We start from the raw sequence: 19,571 nt of genomic DNA, 5'->3' as shown, positions 1-19,571 counted from the left end.
ACGATTAGTTTACAGATATCAAAATTGACGTCGGATAACATAGTATATAAATTCGCTTTTTATCGTACATTTCCTGCTTGTTCCCAAATTTGTTTCGACAAAAATTAGGTTTACTTTCTAATATTAGTCACTAATTGTAATAACTATTTTATTAGGTTAATTATATAGTTAATTGATCTTATTGAGAAGCTAGTTAGGATAAATACGTGTATGTATACATAAAAAGGCGACTTCTTTCTTCACGAATGGAAGAAAGAAGTCGCCTTATCATCATCTATTGATTAGCCTTGATGTGCAAGTGATGCTTTGACAAATTCACGGAATAACGGTTGTGGACGGTTCGGACGAGAAGTAAATTCTGGATGGAATTGTACTGCTAAGAACCAAGGGTGTTCTGGAACTTCGACGATTTCTACCAATCGACCATCTGGTGAAGTACCCGAGATCTTCATACCCATATTCTCGATTTGCTCACGGTATTGGTTGTTGAATTCATACCGGTGACGGTGACGCTCATATACTAACTCTTCACCGTAACATTCCATAGCCAGTGAACCTGGTTGTAATTTACAAGGATACAATCCAAGACGCATTGTACCTCCTAAATCTTCGATATCTTTTTGTTCTGGTAACAAGTCAATTACCGGATAAGGTGTAGCTGGATTAATTTCAGAACTATTTGCTCCTTCTAATCCTGCAAAAGCACGTGCATATTCGATAACAGATACTTGCATACCTAAACAAATACCGAAGTAAGGAATACTGCGTTCACGGGAATAGCGAATTGCACTGATTTTGCCTTCAATACCACGATCGCCGAAACCACCTGGAACGAGGATACCACCCACACCGCCAAGCAATTCATGTACGTTCTCGTCTGTAATTTCTTCTGCATTGACCCAACGCAATTTGACATCTGCATTCGCATGATATCCTGCATGAGACAATGATTCAACCACACTCAAGTAAGCATCATGTAAGGCTACATACTTACCAACAATCGCAATCTCGACTGTTTTTTCCAAGTTTTTGATACGATCTAATAGGCTCTGCCATTCCGTCATATCTGGTTGAGGTGTATCTAGTTTGAGATGATTTACTACGATCTCATCTAGACCTTCATCACGTAGATTTAGTGGCACTTCATAAAGAGAAGAAGCATCACGACATTCAACTACAGCATTAGCATCAATATCACAGAACAATGCAATTTTAGCTTTCATATCTTCAGACAATTCATACTCTGTACGGCATACAATCACATTCGGTTGGATACCGATACTACGTAATTCTTTAACACTATGTTGTGTTGGCTTTGTTTTCACTTCACCTGCTGCTTTGATATAAGGAATCAAAGTTACATGGATATACATCACATTGTCGCGACCTACATCGCTTTTGATCTGACGAATTGCTTCAAGGAACGGAAGGCTTTCAATATCACCTACTGTACCCCCGATTTCGGTAATTACGATATCAGAACCTGATTCACGACCTGCACGGAATACACGCTCTTTGATTTCATTTGTAATGTGTGGAATCACCTGTACTGTTCCACCCAAATATTCGCCACGACGTTCTTTGCTAATTACGGAGGAATATACTTTACCTGTTGTTACGTTACTGTTTTTGGACAAGTTAATATCAATAAAACGCTCGTAATGTCCTAGATCTAGATCTGTCTCTGCACCATCATCAGTTACGAATACTTCACCATGCTGGTAAGGACTCATTGTACCTGGATCGATATTGATATACGGGTCAAACTTCTGAATCGTTACTTTCAAACCTCTGTTCTTTAACAACCTACCAAGTGATGCCGCTGTGATACCTTTGCCGAGTGATGATACGACTCCGCCTGTTACAAAAATATACTTTGCCACTGTATGACCTCCTAATTATTTTCCAGAAATTCCGGCGATATATGGGGGGTTACACAGCCCCTTTTCCTTATAAAAAACAAAAAAAGTGACACCCGTAGCTACGGGGCACTTTTATTTATTACAGCATTTGAGAAAATGCGTATACGTTTAGTTATAGGTTTAAATGATAAGCCCAAGCAATAGTTTACTCTGTATCTTAATACCGTGTCAAGACATATCCTCAAGAAAAAAAGCCTGCCTAAAACAGGCAGACTTTGATCCTTATTGATAGAAGATTAATCTTTCTTATCTTCTTCTACATATTCTTCATCTTCGTCTTCATCGTCGTCATCATCTTCGTCGTCGATAACAAGATCAGCTTTATCTTCATCATCATCTTCACCGTCAACAAAGATATCATCGGAATCTTCATCTACTGCATCGTAGTTCTCATCTTCCGGCTCATCTGCATCAACAACATCTTCGTTATTGAATTCTTCGTCTTCGATATCATCGTCTTCTTCATCGTTGATAATACGAGGACGCTTCGCATTAGCGATTGGATCTTCTGCACGCTCAAGCGGATACCAACGTTTAAGACCCCATAGGTTTGTACCTACACAGGCAAAACGACCATCTACATTAATTTCAGTATATAGTTGAGCGATATATTCATCAGTTTGTGCTTTAGTAAAGCCACGTAGTTCTGCAACTTCCTTCATAAGGTCACGGTAGTATAGAGGCGTATTGATTTTTTTCAAAATAGCAACAGCCAAATCTACCATCGGAATTTCGTGTACCTTTTCCGGATCGATTTTTAATTCTTGCGGTGTACTCACTTACGGACACTTCCTCTCGGATCCATTTTCACGCTTTATCATTCACGTTTTTTCGCACAAAAAATGCAAAATGCTGAGTTAAGTAAAACCTATTTATCAGCAAAAATCAAGTTTTTTACAAAAAATCGGATGATTTGCATGTTTTGAGATATAACGTTTTAAATTTGTACCAATATTCGTCGATTACATACGCTCTGGTGCAGATACTCCAACAAGTCGAAGTACGTTCACAATAACAGTACGAACGCTACCTAACAAAGCCAGACGAGCAGCTGTTTGTGCTTCGTTGTCTGTCAGTGTACGCTCTGCTTTGTAATAACTATGCATCATAGATGCTAGCTCGTAGACATAGCGAATCAGGCGGTGTGGAGCATAGTTCTCAGCTGCTAGGGCAACTTCTTGAGGCAATTCGCCCATTTTGTGCAATAGATTATATTCATGCTCACTTGTTAATAAGCTGTAATCAATTGCAGATAACTCAGGCAACTGGATACCTTGCTCTTCGGCTTGACGATAAATACTACAAATCCGTGCATGTGCATATTGAACATAGAACACAGGATTTTCGTTAGAAGTCGAGATCGCCAAATCCATATCAAAATCAAGATGAGAATCGATACTGCGCATCGTGAAGAAATAACGAATAGCATCTACGCCTACTTCTGCCATCAAGTCTTCCATCGTTACAGCTTTACCTGTACGTTTGGACATTTTGACTTTCTCGCCATCTTGGAAAAGACTAACCATTTGCGCAATCAGCACGACCAATTTCTCAGGATCGTTACCCAATCCCTGCATCGCTGCTTTCATCCGTGGAATATATCCATGATGATCTGCACCCCAGATATTGATCATTTTATCGTAACCACGACCGTATTTATCTTTGTGATAAGCGATATCTGGTGTCAAATACGTATACGTACCATCGTTTTTGATCAATACGCGGTCTTTATCATCGCCATAAGCAGTCGTACGAAGCCATGTTGCGCCATCCAGTTCATAGACTTCTCCACGCTCACGTAGCTCATCCAATGCGTCTAGTACTTGACCTGTCTCATATAGCGAAGTCTCACTAAACCAGATATCGAACTTCACGCGGAATGCTTCTAGATCACGCTGAATTTTTTGCAATTCTTTCTCAAGACCATATTGACGGAAAAAGGCAGCTCGCTCACCCGGTGATTGCGATAATAGACGGTCGCCTTCTTGTGCTACTAATTCTTTAGCGAAGCCTTTGATATCTGCACCATGATAACCATCTTCGGGCATCGCTGCATCTTGTCCAAGTTCTTGCAAATAACGAGCTTCAATCGAGCTACTCAAGTTCGATACCTGATTACCTGCATCATTAATATAGTATTCACGAGTGACTTGGTAACCTGCAAAGTCAAAAATATTACACAATGCGTCACCAAAAGCAGCTCCACGAGCATGTCCTAAATGTAGACTACCTGTTGGGTTCGCACTAACAAACTCAACTTCGACTTTTTCGCCTTTACCATGTTCGATACGTCCATAGTTTTCACCTTGTTCTGCGACAACTTGGATAACAGGATATAGATAACTTTTGTTCAGCGTAAAGTTGATAAATCCAGGTCCTGCAATCTCAGCGTGTTCAATATCGCCTTGTTTAAGATCGAGGTTAGCGATAATATCTTCGGCGATCTGACGTGGATTCTTTTTAGCGATTCGAGTTAACTGCATCGCAATATTGGTTGCTAAGTCTCCGTGCGCTTTGTCTTTAGGTACTTCAAGCACCACTTCAGGTACTTCTTCACTACTTACAATATTAGCTGCGATTACTGCTGCATGCACAGCTTCTTTCACTGCACTGCGGCTTTGTTCCAATGGATTACGTGTCATCTTCTACTGCTCCTCCTGTGTTCGCATGGTTCACACTTCGTCTATTTCGTGCGTATCCAATGCCTGTATATGTAAACTGATCTTAAATGTCCCTGTAAGCTCTTCATGCACATACAATTCGTATTCCCAGTTTACACGTCCAAGATGTCCATCTAGCTCTTGTGTCAATTGTGTGGTGTGTGTCGAAAGTGCAAATGTCATAAACGGCGAACGATACGAACCAGGTAGTTGCTTTTCTTGACGAAAAGTCTGATCTGATTCTACCCCACCACGTCTCATAATTTTCACTTCGTGATCATCGATCTTCACGACAGTACGAACTTCCTGCTGAAGAGTATCTGCGGATTCAGTGTAACGAATATATAAACTGCTGCCTTTTTGAAAAGCCTGCCCGATAAATTGAGTTGTGCTTTGCTCTCCATCTTGATCGCTATGCAATGTCAATTGTACCTGATTGAATTCAGTCATAAGATCCAGCTCCATTTTTGATGATGCGCCATGTTAGCTTGTTGAATATAGAACATTTTCACGATTAATTCAATAAGCTCAATCTCTTCTATTGTACCATTATATTGAACCGTACGTAGAGATTCTAAGCAAAAAAATACGTTTTTATTGTAATATGCTTTAGATTCTGATCCATGTCATTGACTTCTGTCTCTACAAAATATACACGAAAAGAAAAGCGACTCCGTATAGAGTCGCTTCTACTTTATGCTTACTGTTTATCTGTAGCTACAAATTTTAATGTAGCAGACCATGTTTTACCACCGTCTTTGGTCGTATAGATCGCTGGCGTTAACGAATCGGTTACAGCCAGATAGCCTACATTTTGACTTAAAAACGAAATGTCTGCGCTGATACCATCAATTGTAGCTGGCATATTGTTCCACGTTTTGCCACTGTCCAGAGATCGTCCAACCGCTACTTTACCACCCGCTGGTGATCCGCCTGCAAGATAAGCAATCGTACTGCCTACAAATTGCATATTACCTGGATGTCCACCCGGTTGGGCAGGTCCTTCACCATTACCTAGAGCGCCTGTACCCGGTGCTTTGCCACCGCCGGCTGTCGATTGTCCAAAGACTTGACGCCAACTTTTGCCGCTATCTGAGCTTGCATAGACCGAGTAAGAAACTTGAGACATACCTGCTCCGCCATACAAGATTGCCCATACTTGCTTACCACTCGCATAAATTTCTCCACCAGAGACTTCAAGTGAACCTACGCTAAGCGCTGTTGTCCATTTGTTACCACCATCGATTGTCTGCATAATACGGTAGCCACTGTTGCTACCTGATACTGTTTTGACTACCCAACCTGTATTGCTATCCTGAAAATAACCACCGCGCGTATTCGCAGGTGTAGGAATCGCTGTCCATGCTGCGCCACCATTTATCGTTTTGTATACACCTGATGTGGTATATGCAAAACCTGTACTGCCTGATTTCTTATCGATTTTGTTAAATCTAATATTACCTTTATACGGACTTTTCCAAGTTGCTCCGCCATCGGTTGTCGTTAAAAATACAGGTTTTTGTCCAGATTTTGCACTGGCCAATGCCCATCCTTGTGTATTGTTACTAAATTCAATCTGACTGAACTGCCATGTACCCGTATAAATTTTTTGCCAGTGACATCCACTATCCGATGTACCGATCAAAAATCCATTTCCTGCTGCTCGACCTGTCGTCTGACTCAGAAAATCGGTATCGGTAAAATGAATATCTTCTTGAATGCTAGATGAACGCCCTTGCTCCAACTGAGATTGAAGAGTAGAACTATTCACATCACATGCTTTTGACGTTTTGGCAGATACAGGAGTTGCACTGAATCCAACCATTCCTAGTAACAAAACTAATACCATCATTATACTTAACGATGGATACGATCCATATGAAACACGATTATTGTTCATCTTCATCTATTCATCCTCCTAGAATATGTTACATACATGGAATATTCGTCTATGTACTATATAATATTACCCTTATTCATACAAAAAGAAGACCTGTCTTCTTCTATATTATATAAAAGAGGATACAGATCTTCTCAATTCACTCACTTATTTCTAAAATAAATCTCTTATTTGCACAGATCTTCTACAAATTTAGGCAAAACAAATGCCGCTTTATGTAGACGTGGTGTATAATATTTGTTGCTTTCCATTTCAGGAATAGACGCTTCGTCAACTTGAAGTGGATCATGTACTTTGCTACCCATTGTAAATGTCCATAGACCACTAGGATATGTCGGAATATTAGCACCGTATACATGTACGATTGGGAAAATTTCTTTTACATCTTTATTAACTTGTTGAATCAGATCAGCTTTGAACCAAGGATTATCGGTTTGCGCTACAAAGATTCCGTCTTCTTTCAGTGCTTCATAGATTCCTTGATAGAATCCACGTTCAAATAGTGGAGCAGCAGGTCCTACAGGCTCTGTAGAATCAACCATAATCACATCATATTTATTTTTGTTTTCAATAATGTGCATATAACCGTCGTTAACCAATACTTCAACACGCGGGTTGTCGAGTTCGCCAGCGATTTCAGGTAGGTATTTTTTGGAATATTCGATCACTTTACCATCGATTTCAACCAATACTGCTTTTTCTACTTCTGGGTGCTTCAATACTTCACGAATAACGCCACCATCGCCGCCGCCAACAACTAATACATGCTTAGGGTTAGGGTGCGTATTCAATGCAGGATGAGCAACCATTTCATGATAAACGAATTCATCTTTAACGGTAGTCATAACCATGCCATCCAGTACGAGCATGCGTCCGAATTCTTCTGTATCGATCATCGCTAAATCTTGAAATTCTGTTTTTTCAGTAACAAGTGTCTCACGAATTTTTGCTGTAATGCCGAATACCGGCGTTTGTTTTTCGGTATACCATAATTCCATATTTATTACCTTCTTTCACATATATTTATCGGAATCGAAAAGGTCGATGTTACCACATTCATTTCGCATTATACGCGATATAAGACTAGACTGCAAAAGGAACTTTAAAGCCATTCGTATAGAATCCTACGATACAAAAAGATCATACATTTTAAAAAAGGAGTCGAATCCATGAACATCTCAGATATTGTCCAAATGAAGGCACTTGATGCGGCTCCACGTCTACTGGGTCAAATCATTAGCCGAATAACTCCAGCAGGTGAAATACGCTGTCGCATCGTTGAGACAGAGAGCTATGGTGGTGCTGAAGATAAAGGAAGTCATGCTTATGGTAATCGTCGAACAGCTCGTACTGAAATGATGTTTAGACAAGGTGGAACTTCTTACGTCTATCTGATCTATGGTATGTATCATTGTGTAAATGTAGTCACTGGCGATGTTGATGATCCACAAGCTGTACTTATTCGTGCCGTAGAACCTTTAACAAAGCGAGACGAGCAATTAATGACTACTTTAAGACCCACCGATTCACGCCGTATGCGCAATCTATCCAATGGCCCAGGTAAGCTCTGTCAGGCATTAGCGATTGATAAGTCTTTAAATGGTATAAATTTGCTCGCTAGTGGGGGCTTACTTCGCCTAGAACAATCGCCTGATCTGGAAAACGAGTCATTTGAAATTGAATGTGGACCTCGAATCAATATAGATTATGCTGAAGAATACGCAAGTAAACCTTGGCGCTTTTATATCAAAAATCATCTTTATGTTTCTGCCAAAAATGCGATGCCTACTACACTACTATTGGATTCTTAATCTAAAAAAAGATGTCGCTATAGGCAGAAGATTTACTCTGCTAGCGACATCTTTTGATTAGAAGCTTGTATCCATTGATCCATTTGTGAAATGGTCATGGGCCGACCATAATAGTAACCTTGCATCACATAACAGCCTTTAGATTGCAAAAATTCGACTTGTTCTTGGGTCTCTACACCTTCTGCCACTAAATCTAAATTTAGATTATCAGCAATAGCGACAATCGTGCTAATAATGGCTTGCTTGGAAGGAATATCGCTTTTTCGAATAAAGATCTGATCGATCTTCAGAATATCAATCGGAATTTCATCCAAAATGCCTAATGATGAATAACCGGTGCCAAAATCATCTAGTGAAATCTTGACTCCCAATTGCTGTATATATTGCAACTGTTCTACAGTGCCTTCGATACCGTTCATCGCAATGGATTCAGTAATCTCTAGCTCTACATAACGAGCTTCAATGCCTGTGTCTTGGATCACCTTTTCTACATTGCTTGCAAATTTGGGACATTCAAACATCCGCGCTGACATATTCACTGAAATAGGGACATAGATATGATGTTGCGTTTGCCAGGTCAAATTCTGCTGACACGTTTCTTCTAGCATCCAATGAGTAATCAACATGATCAAACCTGTTTCTTCTGCAACAGGAATAAACTCTGCTGGAGATACCATCCCCAATTCTGGATGGTTCCAGCGTAATAAAGCTTCCATTCCTGTCAAACGATCATGCAATGAATCCCATTTCGGCTGATACACAATAAAGAGTTGTTTACTTTCAAACGCTCGCCGTAGATCATTTTCCAATTCCATTCTTCGAATCTGACGACGATTCATATCTTCACTAAATATACTGTATTTGTTTTTTCCTGAACTTTTGGATACATACATAGCTGTATCTGCTGCACGCATCAGAAAAGAACGTTCATACCCGTGTTGAGGCACTAGAGCAATACCTATACTGCCAGTGACAAATAACTCAATGCCTCCTAATTGATAGGGCTTCTTAATCACCTCTAAAATTTGTTCTGCAAGCTGTTCAATCTCTTCGGTCATCCCTTTATTTGTTGCAATCAAAAACTCATCCCCACCTAAGCGGAAAACAACGCCCTGATCCATCATATACAGTTTAAGTCTGCGTGCTACTTCGACCAGTAATTCATCACCGATATCATGTCCAAGCGTATCATTGATTGACTTGAACCGATCTAAGTCTAGAAAAAGAACAGCACCTGCTTTTTGCGACTTAAATTCTTTTTCAAAATAACGGTGTAATCCATGTCGATTCGGTAAACCTGTTAATGGATCACTATAGGCCATACGTTCCAGAATATGACGTTCTACAAAAATCGCAGCCCATGAAACAGCCAAAATCAAAAACGTCACAACAGCAACCCCTGTAATCAAAAACAGTTGTCCTTTCATCGACTCATCTGCTGAATCGGTATGTGTATAGTGAAATTGAGCTGCCGCCATCCCTGTATAATGCATACCAGATATTGCAAACCCCATCACAATCGAACTATACAATTTCCAGAGACTGAAGTTCGGTCGATTCCGAAAACGACGGAATAAAAATAAAGCAGCATACGACGCTCCCAAAGCCACAAGAACAGATAACATCAAATAAAAAGGATTGTACGTAATTTCAGCATCCATCTCCATGGCGGCCATTCCGGTATAATGCATGGTTACAATCCCTATACCCATCGCTGCTCCACCTACGGCTATTTTCCACAAGCGCATCACAGAATCTAACGTGACATAAAAGGCTATGAAAGACGCACTTATGCTGGCAAAAGCAGATAAAAAGGTAGTCCCTACATCATAACGAATATTGACACCTGTATGAAAAGCCAGCATCCCTACAAAATGCATCGCCCAGATCCCGCCACCCATTACAAAAGAACCTGAACCTAACCATATGATTTTATGTGTACCTCTCGATTGAGAGACTTTATTTGCCAGATTCAATGCGATATAAGACGCCAATATCGAAATGACTAAAGATAATGCGACAATTGTAAAATTGTAATGAATATACATGTGTTCCATACTCAACCTCCTTGTACACAGCTCTATACTTAATAGAACGGTTACTTCACTTATTTTCGTTATAGCAAATTATCCCAATTTTTGATTTTAAAAAAATAGATGGCAGATTCTTTTACGAATCGTACCATCTATTTTTAATAAAAAGATATCATGTGACTTTGCTTATTCTGTGATGTTAAATTTTTCTGCCATTTTTTGCATTAAGCGTGAGATCGTCATTGCTGCTTCTGCACGTGTTGTATTGTCTTTTGGTGAGATTAATCCATTAGGTCTACCTTGCATAATACCTTCGTTTACTGTTGTTGCAAGGCTTTCTTTTGCCCAATCGGATGTGTTATTACTATCTCTAAATGGTGTAAGCGTCTGATTAGCATCTGTGTCAAACGATGTCGATGGCTCTAAATAGCTTAATGTGTTAGTAAGGATATTCGACATTTCTTCACGTGTAATCTGTTGATCTGGTTGGTAAGAATCGTCTGTATATCCTTTCGTGATGCCTGTAGCAGATACTGCATTGATAGCATTGTAGTACCATTTGTCTGTTGTAACGTCTGAATATGCTTTACTGGATGTGTTTGGTGATAGCTTCAATAAGTTATTGATCATTTGTGTGAACTGCGCACGCGTAATCAATGCATTTGGATCATAATTATTATCGCCGACACCATTCAAAATAGACAAATCTTGTAGTCGGTTAATCTCTGCTTCTGCCCAATGTCCACTCACATCGCTGAAGTTCTGTTTATCTGTCGTCACTAGAGTAATCTTGTCAGCATTATCTAGTTCTACATCTGTTGCCTCTCCACTAGCTGCTTCAACAGCATTATCTGTTGGAGGGGTTACTGGCTCTTCTACAGCGGGTACTGGTGTATCTACAGTTGCTGCTGTGACAGGTGCCGGTATTCCTAGAACTCCTGGTGTACGATTAGATCCTACATTGTCGTCATCATCCGATGTTCCTGGGTTCGTTGGTGGATTGGTTGGCGGCGGTGTTTCTCCTTCACGATAATTAATCGTCTGAAGAACACTTGTATTGCCGTTACGATTCAGTGTAATTACCAATTGTCCTTCAGAAGCTGGAAGTTGGATATTAACATTTCCATTTCCGTCTGCTCCAATCGTAATAGTTCCTAACTGAACTGTACCTTGTCCATAGACATCACTTTGTACGGTGACTACATCTCCTGCTTGTAATCCACTTAACTCAATCGTTCCTTGTGTCCCTTGAACATCAACTAGATTTACAACTGGTGTTGCAGGTGTAGTAGGGTCTGTTGGAACTTCAACTCCACTATATGGCAGTGTACCAATCTCTGTTTCGGTTCCATTAGCTGTTACACGTACCGACAACTCACCTTGTGCATTCGGGAAGGTAAATGTTAATACTGCTTCTCCATTGGCATTAGCTGTTCCCGTTGCTAATACTTCATTAGCTTCGCTATAGATCGAAACTGTATTTCCAACAGCTACTCCACTTACGGTTACTGTTCCTTGATCTCCCGTAATGGTTGTAATGTCAGCGGCTGGTGCTGGGGTCGTTGGAATATCGATCCCACTGTACGGTAATGTTGTGATTTCAGTCTCGGTTCCATTAATCGTTATACGTACAGATAACTCACCTTGTGCATTCGGGAAAGTAAATGTTAATACTGCTTCTCCATTAGCATTAGCTGTTCCCGTTGCTAATACGTTATTGGCTTCACTATAGATTGAAATTGTATTTCCAACAGCTACTCCACTTACAGTCACTGTTCCTTGATCTCCCGTAATATTAGTAAGATCAGCGGCTGGTGTTGGTGTTGTTGGAATATCAATTCCGCTGTATGGCAAGGTTGCAATTTCGGTATCAGTTCCATTGATGTTCACTCGTACTGACAATTCTCCTTGTGCATTCGGGAATGTAAATACGATTTGCGCTGTTCCATTACTTCCAGTTACGGCTGTTCCTAGAGCGTTGTCGTCTGCGTCATACACGGTTACTGTTTCGCCGATTGCTACTCCTGTGATACTGACGGTTCCTTGATCACCTGTAATGTCTGATAATGTTGCGCTTGGTGTTGGTGTCGTTGGAATGTCAATGCCGCTGTATGGCAAGGTTGCAATTTCGGTATCAGTTCCATTGATGTTCACTCGTACTGACAATTCTCCTTGTGCATTCGGGAATGTGAATACGATTTGCGCTGTTCCATTACTTCCAGTTACGGCTGTGCCTAGAGCGTTGTCGTCTGCGTCATATACTGTTACTGTTTCGCCGATTGCTACTCCTGTGATACTGACGGTTCCTTGATCACCTGTAATGTCTGATAATGTTGCGCTTGGTGTTGGTGTCGTTGGAATGTCAATGCCGCTGTATGGCAAGGTTGCAATTTCGGTATCAGTTCCATTGATGTTCACTCGTACTGACAATTCTCCTTGTGCGTTCGGGAATGTGAATACGATTTGTGCTGTTCCATTACTTCCGGCTACTGCTGTTCCTAATACGTTGTTGTCTGCGTCGTATACTTTCACCACTTCGCCGACTGCTATTCCAGTGATGTTCACTGTTCCTTGGTCACCTACGATGTCTGATAATACTGCATCAGGCGTTGGAGTCGTTGGAATGACAACTCCACTGTATGGTAATGTTGCGATTTCCGTTTCCGTTCCATTCAGTGTTACTCGTACTGACAATTCCCCTTGTGCGTTCGGGAATGTGAATACGATCTGTGCTGTTCCATTGCTTCCAGCTACGGCTGTGCCTAAAACGTTATCGTCTGCGTCGTATACTTTTACGACTTCGCCGACTGCTACTCCTGTGATATTGACGGTTCCTTGATCACCTGTGATGTCTGATAATGTTGCGCTTGGTGTTGGTGTCGTTGGAATATCAATACCGCTGTATGGTAAGGACGCAACTTCAGTTTCCAATCCATTTGTCGTTACTCGCACTGACAATTCTCCTTGAGCATCTGGGAATACAAATGTCAATGTTACTTGTCCGCTTCCATCTGCTGTTCCTGTAGCAAGCAATTCATTATTAGCACTATAAATATTGACTGGAGCTGCTGCTGTAACACCAGTAATTCTTACTGTTCCTCGATCACCGATGATATCTGTAATTACAGCATCAGGTGTTGGTGTCGTTGGAATGTCAATTCCACTGTATGGCAATGTTGTAATTTCGGTCTCGGTTCCATTGATGGTTACTCGTACTGACAATTCTCCTTGTGCATCTGGGAATGTAAATACGATTTGTGCTGTTCCATTACTTCCAGCTACGGCTGTGCCTAGAACGTTGTCGTCTGTATCGTATACTTTGACGACTTCACCAACAGCTACTCCAGTAATATTGACCGTTCCTTGATCACCTGTGATGTCTGTCAATGCTGCGCTTGGTGTTGGTGTCGTTGGAATATCAATGCCACTGTATGGCAACGTTGCGATTTCTGTGTCCGTTCCATTGATGTTCACTCGTACTGACAATTCTCCTTGTGCATCTGGGAATGTGAATACGATTTGTGCTGTTCCATTATTTCCAGCTACTGCTGTTCCTAATACGTTGTCGTCTGTGTCGTATACTTTCACGACTTCACCAACAGCTACTCCTGTGATATTGACCGTTCCTTGATCACCTGTGATGTCTGTCAATGCTGCACTTGGTGTTGGTGTCGTTGGAATGTCGATTCCACTGTATGGCAATGTTGTAATCTCAGTTTCGGTTCCATTAATAACTACTCGTACTGACAATTCTCCTTGTGCGTTCGGGAATGTAAATACGATTTGTGCTGTTCCATTATTTCCAGCTACTGCTGTTCCTAATACGTTGTCGTCTGTGTCGTATACTTTCACGACTTCACCAACAGCTACTCCTGTGATATTGACGGTTCCTTGATCACCTGTGATGTCTGTCAATGCTGCGCTTGGTGTTGGTGTCGTTGGAATGTCGATTCCACTGTATGGCAATGTTGTAATTTCAGTTTCCGTTCCATTAATGTTCACTCGTACTGACAATTCCCCTTGTGCATTCGGGAAAGTAAATACGATTTGTGCTGTTCCATTGCTTCCGGCTACTGCTGTTCCTAATACATTGTCGTCTGCGTCGTATACTTTCACCACTTCGCCGACTGCTATTCCAGTGATGTTCACTGTTCCTTGGTCACCTGCGATGTCTGACAATACAGCATCAGGCGTTGGTGTCGTTGGAATGACAACTCCACTGTATGGTAATATTGCGATTTCCGTTTCCGTTCCATTAATGTTCACTCGTACTGACAATTCCCCTTGTGCGTTCGGGAATGTAAATACGATTTGTGCTGTTCCATTACTTCCAGCTACGGCTGTTCCTAGAACGTTGTCGTCTGCATCGTATACTTTCACGACTTCGCCGACTGCCACTCCAGTGATGTTCACTGTTCCTTGATCACCTGTGATATCTGACAATACAGCATCAGGCGTTGGTGTCGTTGGAATATCAATACCGCTGTATGGCAAGGTTGTAATTTCAGTTTCAGTTCCATTGATGGTTACTCGTACTGACAATTCTCCTTGTGCGTTCGGGAATGTAAATACGATTTGTGCTGTTCCATTATTTCCTGCTACGGCTGTTCCTAATACATTGTCGTCTGCGTCGTATACTTTCACCACTTCGCCGACTGCTACTCCAGTAATATTGACGGTTCCTTGGTCACCTGTGATATCTGACAATACAGCATCAGGCGTTGGCGTTGTTGGAATATCAATGCCACTGTATGGCAATGTTGCAATTTCCGTTTCTGTTCCATTCACTGTCACTCGTACTGACAATTCTCCTTGTGCGTTCGGGAATGTAAATACGATTTGTGCTGTTCCATTATTTCCAGCTACGGCTGTTCCTAATACGTTGTCGTCTGCGTCGTATACTTTCACCACTTCGCCGACTGCCACTCCAGTGATGTTCACTGTTCCTTGATCACCTGTAATATCTGACAATACAGCATCAGGTGTTGGTGTCGTTGGAATATCGATGCCACTGTATGGCAATGTTGCGATCTCAGTCTCTGTTCCATTAATAACTACTCGTACTGACAATTCTCCTTGTGCGTTCGGGAACGTGAATATAATTTGTGCTGTTCCATTATTTCCAGCTACGGCTGTTCCTAATACGTTGTTGTCTGCGTCGTATACTTTCACCACTTCGCCGACTGCCACACCAGTGATATCCACTGTTCCTTGATCTCCTGTAATATCTGACAATACAGCATCAGGTGTTGGTGTCGTTGGAATATCGATGCCACTGTATGGTAATGTTGCGATTTCCGTTTCCGTTCCATTCACTGTCACTCGCACTGACAATTCGCCTTGAGTATTTGGAAAAGTAAAGTTCAAGATAATAGTACCATCCGTACCCACTATCGCTGTACCTAATACCTGCTCATCTTCACTGTATACTTTCACTGTAGAGCCGTTTGTAGCATTAGCTACACTAACTGTTCCTTGATCTCCAACAATATCAGATAACACTGCTGTTGGTGTCGCTGGATCAACTGGCACTTGAATACCTTGATAATCAAATGTATTCACTGTCGTTTCTACACCATTAATTATTACACGAGCAAACAATCTACCTTGAGCTTTCAAGAATTTAAAATTAACAATTGCTTGTCCATCCAAGTTAGCTACACCTGTACCTAAAATCTGATCATCGTCGTCGTATACTTTGGCTATTTCTCCTTCGACCATACCTATCACCGTAACAACTCCATCAACACCTTGAACTTGTGTGAACTCGGCTGTCGGTGTATCTGCTGGTGGAGCAACTGCTTCTGCTGCATACGTAACATTTACAATATTACTGTTTACTTGGTTACGAGATAGAATTACGGATACTTGTCCGCCTGCTGGTAATAATTCAAGTTGAATAGTTACTAGACCACTACCATCTGCAATGCCTGTTCCCAAAACAGTATTATTTGAATCCAGTATCCAAATCATATCGCCTGATTGAACATTACTTACTTTAATCGTATCGCTATTACCAACATTATTGAGCACTTGAATATCTGGTAGTGCCAAGACAGGAGTCGGTTCAGCCAGATACACAACAGGTGTTGGTACACTATCAATAGAACTGTGTGTATTTGTAGCTGAGATCGTACCGCCTGTTGAATTCAAAGTCACATTTAAAGTAACACTTCCGCTTGCAGCTACAGTTCCTGTACCTAAAATGGAACCCGCTTCTGCTATTGTAACTTTATTTCCTTCTGGTAAACCCGTAACTGTAACGGTATCTGAGTTACCTGTATTATTCACAACAGTAATCGAAGCTGCTGGAATAGGAGGTACGATTTCTGTCGGATAATTAACAGAAACCGGTTCACTTTCTAATCCCAAATATTCTACAGTAGCACTAATTGCACCACCTGTTGGGATTAAGATTACATCAATAACCGTTATACCATTAGCTAAAGCCGTTCCAGTACCGATTAAATCTGACCCTGAGTAAATATTTATTTTTTGACCTTCATCTAGATTTTCTATTGTGACTGTGTCGTTATCGCCATAATTATTGGCAGGTACAATATCTTGCGAAGGAATAGCTGGAATTAAGATAGAGCCATATCCAACCTGGATTGCTGCACTTTCTACTGTATTACGAACAAGACTTACACTGATCACGCCACCATTAGGTGCTAGATCGGTAGCTACTTTTGCTATGCCATTGCCATCTGCTGGCGCTGTTCCAATTAAAGAACCGTCAGCATAAACGTTGATGATATCTCCATTTTGTAATGCTTTTACAGTCACTGCTGAGTTGCCTGCAATATCATTAACAATAGAGACATTTGCTTGTAAAAGGGAAGCTACAACTTCAGTTGAATAATTGACCAGTGTTGCAGCACTTTCTACACCGTTGCGAACCAAAGTAACTCCAACTGTACCACCTATAGGTAGCAATGTTGTATTTAATGTTGCTTTTCCATCTGCTTGTACAGTTGCAGTTCCTAATAGGGAGCCTGCTCCGTATACTTCAATACTATCGCCTGTTGTTAATCCACTTACTTGGACAACATCGTTATTACCCGAGTTATTGGTAACCAAGATAGCATTAGCAGAAATAGCAGGTGTCACTTCTGCTCCATAAAGAACTGGTGTTGCAATACTTTCAACACCTTGATGGGTTATCGTTACACCAATAGCACCTCCAAGAGGAACTAAGGTGACATTGAGTAATGCAGTACCTTGAGCGTTCGCGATCTCTGTTCCAATCACTGATCCATTTCCATATACCGTTACAATGTCTCCAGGAGTCTGGCCTGTAATTCGAACCGTATCTGCATTACCTGAAAGATTGTTCACCGTAATATTAGCTACTGGAATAGCAGGAACAACAATCCCACCATACGTGATCGAAGTGGTTACACTATCAATTCCATTTCGTGTAATTCCTACTCCTAGACTTCCGCCCAAAGGATTCACAGCTACTGGAATATTAACAATACCTGTTGCTCCTGCAGTTGCTGTGCCTAAGACCGTACCATTTCCATAGACCTTCACAATATCTCCATTGGTCAGACCACTAATCGTTGCGGTTGCATTGCCTGCAACAATAGGAGAAAGCGAAATCTGATTACTAAGTAGTGGCGTAACCACTTCAGCCAGATAACCTATTGCTGTTGGAGAACTATCTACTCCATTATGATTCAAACTGATACTTACACTTCCACCAAGAGGAGTTAAAACGACAGGAATCGTGACTGTACCTTGAGCATTTACAGTTCCTGTGCCTAACAAACCGTCTGAATTATATACGTTCACGGTATCTCCAGCTAATTGACCTGTAACAACAACTGTATCTGAAGTATTACCTGAACGATTATTAACTTGAATATTAGCTGTTCCAATAAGCGGAACCGTAATTGAAGGATAGTTCACAGTCGTTGCTGCACTTTGTACTAATCCTTGCTTAATCGTTACACTTAAGCTACCACCTGTAGGTGTCAAAACAACAGGTAAACTCAAGCTACTTGTAAGTGCTGGCGCTGTCGCCAATACTGTGTTTCCAGATGATACTGTAACGATATCGCCTATAGTCAAACCATCTACTTTAACAATAGAAGCTCCACCATAAGAATTGGTTACTGTAATATTTCCAGAAACAATCGGAGGAATAACCTGTGCTCCATAACTAACTGTTGTTGGGGTACTTTCAATAGTATTACGCTTTAAAGTAACACCTACACTTCCACCTTCTGGTGCTAATGTAGTTGTAATAGTAGCAACACCGCTAGCATTAGCTGTAGCATTTCCGATAGCTGTTGCACCATTGTATACTGTTACGACATCTCCTGAGCTGACACCTGTAACCGTTACTGTATCTTGATCACCATATTTATTATCGACTGCGATATTAGCAGCTGGGATTGAATTTAAAACAGCACTGCCATACGTAAAAGAAGTTTTAGTACTCTCGGCAGTACCACGAACGGTACTCACATTGATTGTGCCACCACTTGGAACCAGTGTTGCTGTAATAGTAGCTGTTCCTTGCGCGTTGACTACACCCGAGCCGAGTAAAGTATTACTAGCATTATATACAGAGATTGTATCTCCTGAAGTCTGTCCGATAACTGTAACCGTGGAAGAGCCTACGACTACATTATTTACACTAATTTGAGCTGAAGAAGGGGCAGTTGGAGCAGCAAGTACTGTAAAGCTACCCTGTTGTGTTGCACTACCGATAGAAACATTTAATGTATTTTTAGAGGTTCCGGTAAATTGATACGTACCAGCGGCTGGTAATGTTTTATTATTAAGAGTCAATGTTGTAGACGGTAATAAAAGCAAAGCGACTGTAGAAATTGTAACTGTCTGTCCATTATTGGTAATTTCACTAGCTACCAGATTTCTACCATTGATCTGGTCAGTCGTTGTGGCTTTAATCCCTGCGGGTAACGTATACGTAATACTCCCCAGAAGACTAAGAACCTCCCCTAAATTATAAGTGACAGACAAATTAGCTGATTGTCCAACAACTTGTACTCCATTTGCAGAAGTAACTGTCATTGAGCCAACAGCAGCATTCGCATATCGAGGTAGGCCTGTAAAAATTAAAGTTACAATTAAAAATACTACAAAGGCCGAATAGCTCTGCTTCTTCATATTTTTCTCCCCTTTTGTTTTAGTCAAATTACCTGTCCCAACAAATAACATACCCTGTTAAGCTTACAGATTCATTCTCCTAGAAACAGCCCCAGTTATATATA

At 41.0% G+C, this 19,571-nt stretch carries 9 protein-coding genes; 1 reads left to right on the top strand and 8 read right to left on the bottom strand.

Annotated elements, in window-relative coordinates:
* Positions 1-281: 281 nt before the first annotated feature.
* The 6 genes from PaeCFBP13512_RS21310 to speE all read right to left on the bottom strand — a co-directional run bounded on the left by PaeCFBP13512_RS21310 (position 282) and on the right by speE (position 7,480).
* Positions 282-1,883 (bottom strand): CTP synthase, encoded by a 1,602-nt coding sequence (locus PaeCFBP13512_RS21310; RefSeq protein ID WP_069328587.1) that lies wholly within the window; start codon positions 1,881-1,883, stop codon positions 282-284.
* A gap of 275 nt (positions 1,884-2,158) precedes the next feature.
* A complete protein-coding gene (rpoE, locus tag PaeCFBP13512_RS21305; RefSeq protein ID WP_069328586.1) occupies positions 2,159-2,701 on the bottom strand; it encodes a DNA-directed RNA polymerase subunit delta in 543 nt (180 codons plus the stop codon).
* A gap of 183 nt (positions 2,702-2,884) precedes the next feature.
* A complete protein-coding gene (argS, locus tag PaeCFBP13512_RS21300; protein WP_069328585.1) occupies positions 2,885-4,564 on the bottom strand; it encodes an arginine--tRNA ligase in 1,680 nt (559 codons plus the stop codon).
* A 30-nt stretch (positions 4,565-4,594) separates the two neighbouring features.
* Positions 4,595-5,032, bottom strand: a complete 438-nt coding sequence (locus tag PaeCFBP13512_RS21295) for a DUF1934 domain-containing protein (protein ID WP_069328584.1) — start codon at positions 5,030-5,032, stop codon at positions 4,595-4,597.
* A 250-nt stretch (positions 5,033-5,282) separates the two neighbouring features.
* A complete protein-coding gene (locus tag PaeCFBP13512_RS21290; RefSeq protein WP_137225821.1) occupies positions 5,283-6,488 on the bottom strand; it encodes a WD40/YVTN/BNR-like repeat-containing protein in 1,206 nt (401 codons plus the stop codon).
* 161 nt (positions 6,489-6,649) lie between these two features.
* On the bottom strand, positions 6,650-7,480 hold the full coding sequence (speE, locus tag PaeCFBP13512_RS21285) for a polyamine aminopropyltransferase (RefSeq protein WP_069328582.1): 831 nt from the start codon (positions 7,478-7,480) through the stop codon (positions 6,650-6,652).
* Positions 7,481-7,651: 171 nt separating this feature from the next.
* Here speE and PaeCFBP13512_RS21280 point away from each other — a divergent pair, with 171 nt between their 5' ends.
* Positions 7,652-8,293, top strand: a complete 642-nt coding sequence (locus PaeCFBP13512_RS21280) for a DNA-3-methyladenine glycosylase (RefSeq protein ID WP_069328581.1) — start codon at positions 7,652-7,654, stop codon at positions 8,291-8,293.
* Positions 8,294-8,325: 32 nt separating this feature from the next.
* On the opposite strand, the gene PaeCFBP13512_RS21275 is transcribed toward PaeCFBP13512_RS21280, so the two are convergent.
* Together PaeCFBP13512_RS21275 and PaeCFBP13512_RS21270 are read right to left on the bottom strand one after the other, a co-directional pair.
* Positions 8,326-10,350, bottom strand: a complete 2,025-nt coding sequence (locus PaeCFBP13512_RS21275) for a putative bifunctional diguanylate cyclase/phosphodiesterase (RefSeq protein WP_083243570.1) — start codon at positions 10,348-10,350, stop codon at positions 8,326-8,328.
* 162 nt (positions 10,351-10,512) lie between these two features.
* On the bottom strand, positions 10,513-19,467 hold the full coding sequence (locus tag PaeCFBP13512_RS21270) for an S-layer homology domain-containing protein (protein WP_137225819.1): 8,955 nt from the start codon (positions 19,465-19,467) through the stop codon (positions 10,513-10,515).
* Between the last annotated feature and the right edge of the window lie 104 nt (positions 19,468-19,571).

Source organism: Paenibacillus sp. CFBP13512 (genome assembly GCF_005233705.1).
GTDB lineage: Bacteria > Bacillota > Bacilli > Paenibacillales > Paenibacillaceae > Saccharibacillus > Saccharibacillus nuruki.
The sequence above is the reverse complement of the archived record's forward strand: the minus strand, read 5'-3'. Positions and strand labels throughout refer to the sequence as shown.

Coding starts and splice junctions, on each gene's coding strand:
- PaeCFBP13512_RS21270 (WP_137225819.1), bottom strand. CDS start 19,467: ATGAAGAAGCAGAGCTATTCGGCCTTTGTAGTATTTTTAATTGTAACT.
- PaeCFBP13512_RS21280 (WP_069328581.1), top strand. CDS start 7,652: ATGAACATCTCAGATATTGTCCAAATGAAGGCACTTGATGCGGCTCCA.
- speE (WP_069328582.1), bottom strand. CDS start 7,480: ATGGAATTATGGTATACCGAAAAACAAACGCCGGTATTCGGCATTACA.
- PaeCFBP13512_RS21290 (WP_137225821.1), bottom strand. CDS start 6,488: ATGAAGATGAACAATAATCGTGTTTCATATGGATCGTATCCATCGTTA.
- PaeCFBP13512_RS21275 (WP_083243570.1), bottom strand. CDS start 10,350: ATGGAACACATGTATATTCATTACAATTTTACAATTGTCGCATTATCT.
- argS (WP_069328585.1), bottom strand. CDS start 4,564: ATGACACGTAATCCATTGGAACAAAGCCGCAGTGCAGTGAAAGAAGCT.
- PaeCFBP13512_RS21295 (WP_069328584.1), bottom strand. CDS start 5,032: ATGACTGAATTCAATCAGGTACAATTGACATTGCATAGCGATCAAGAT.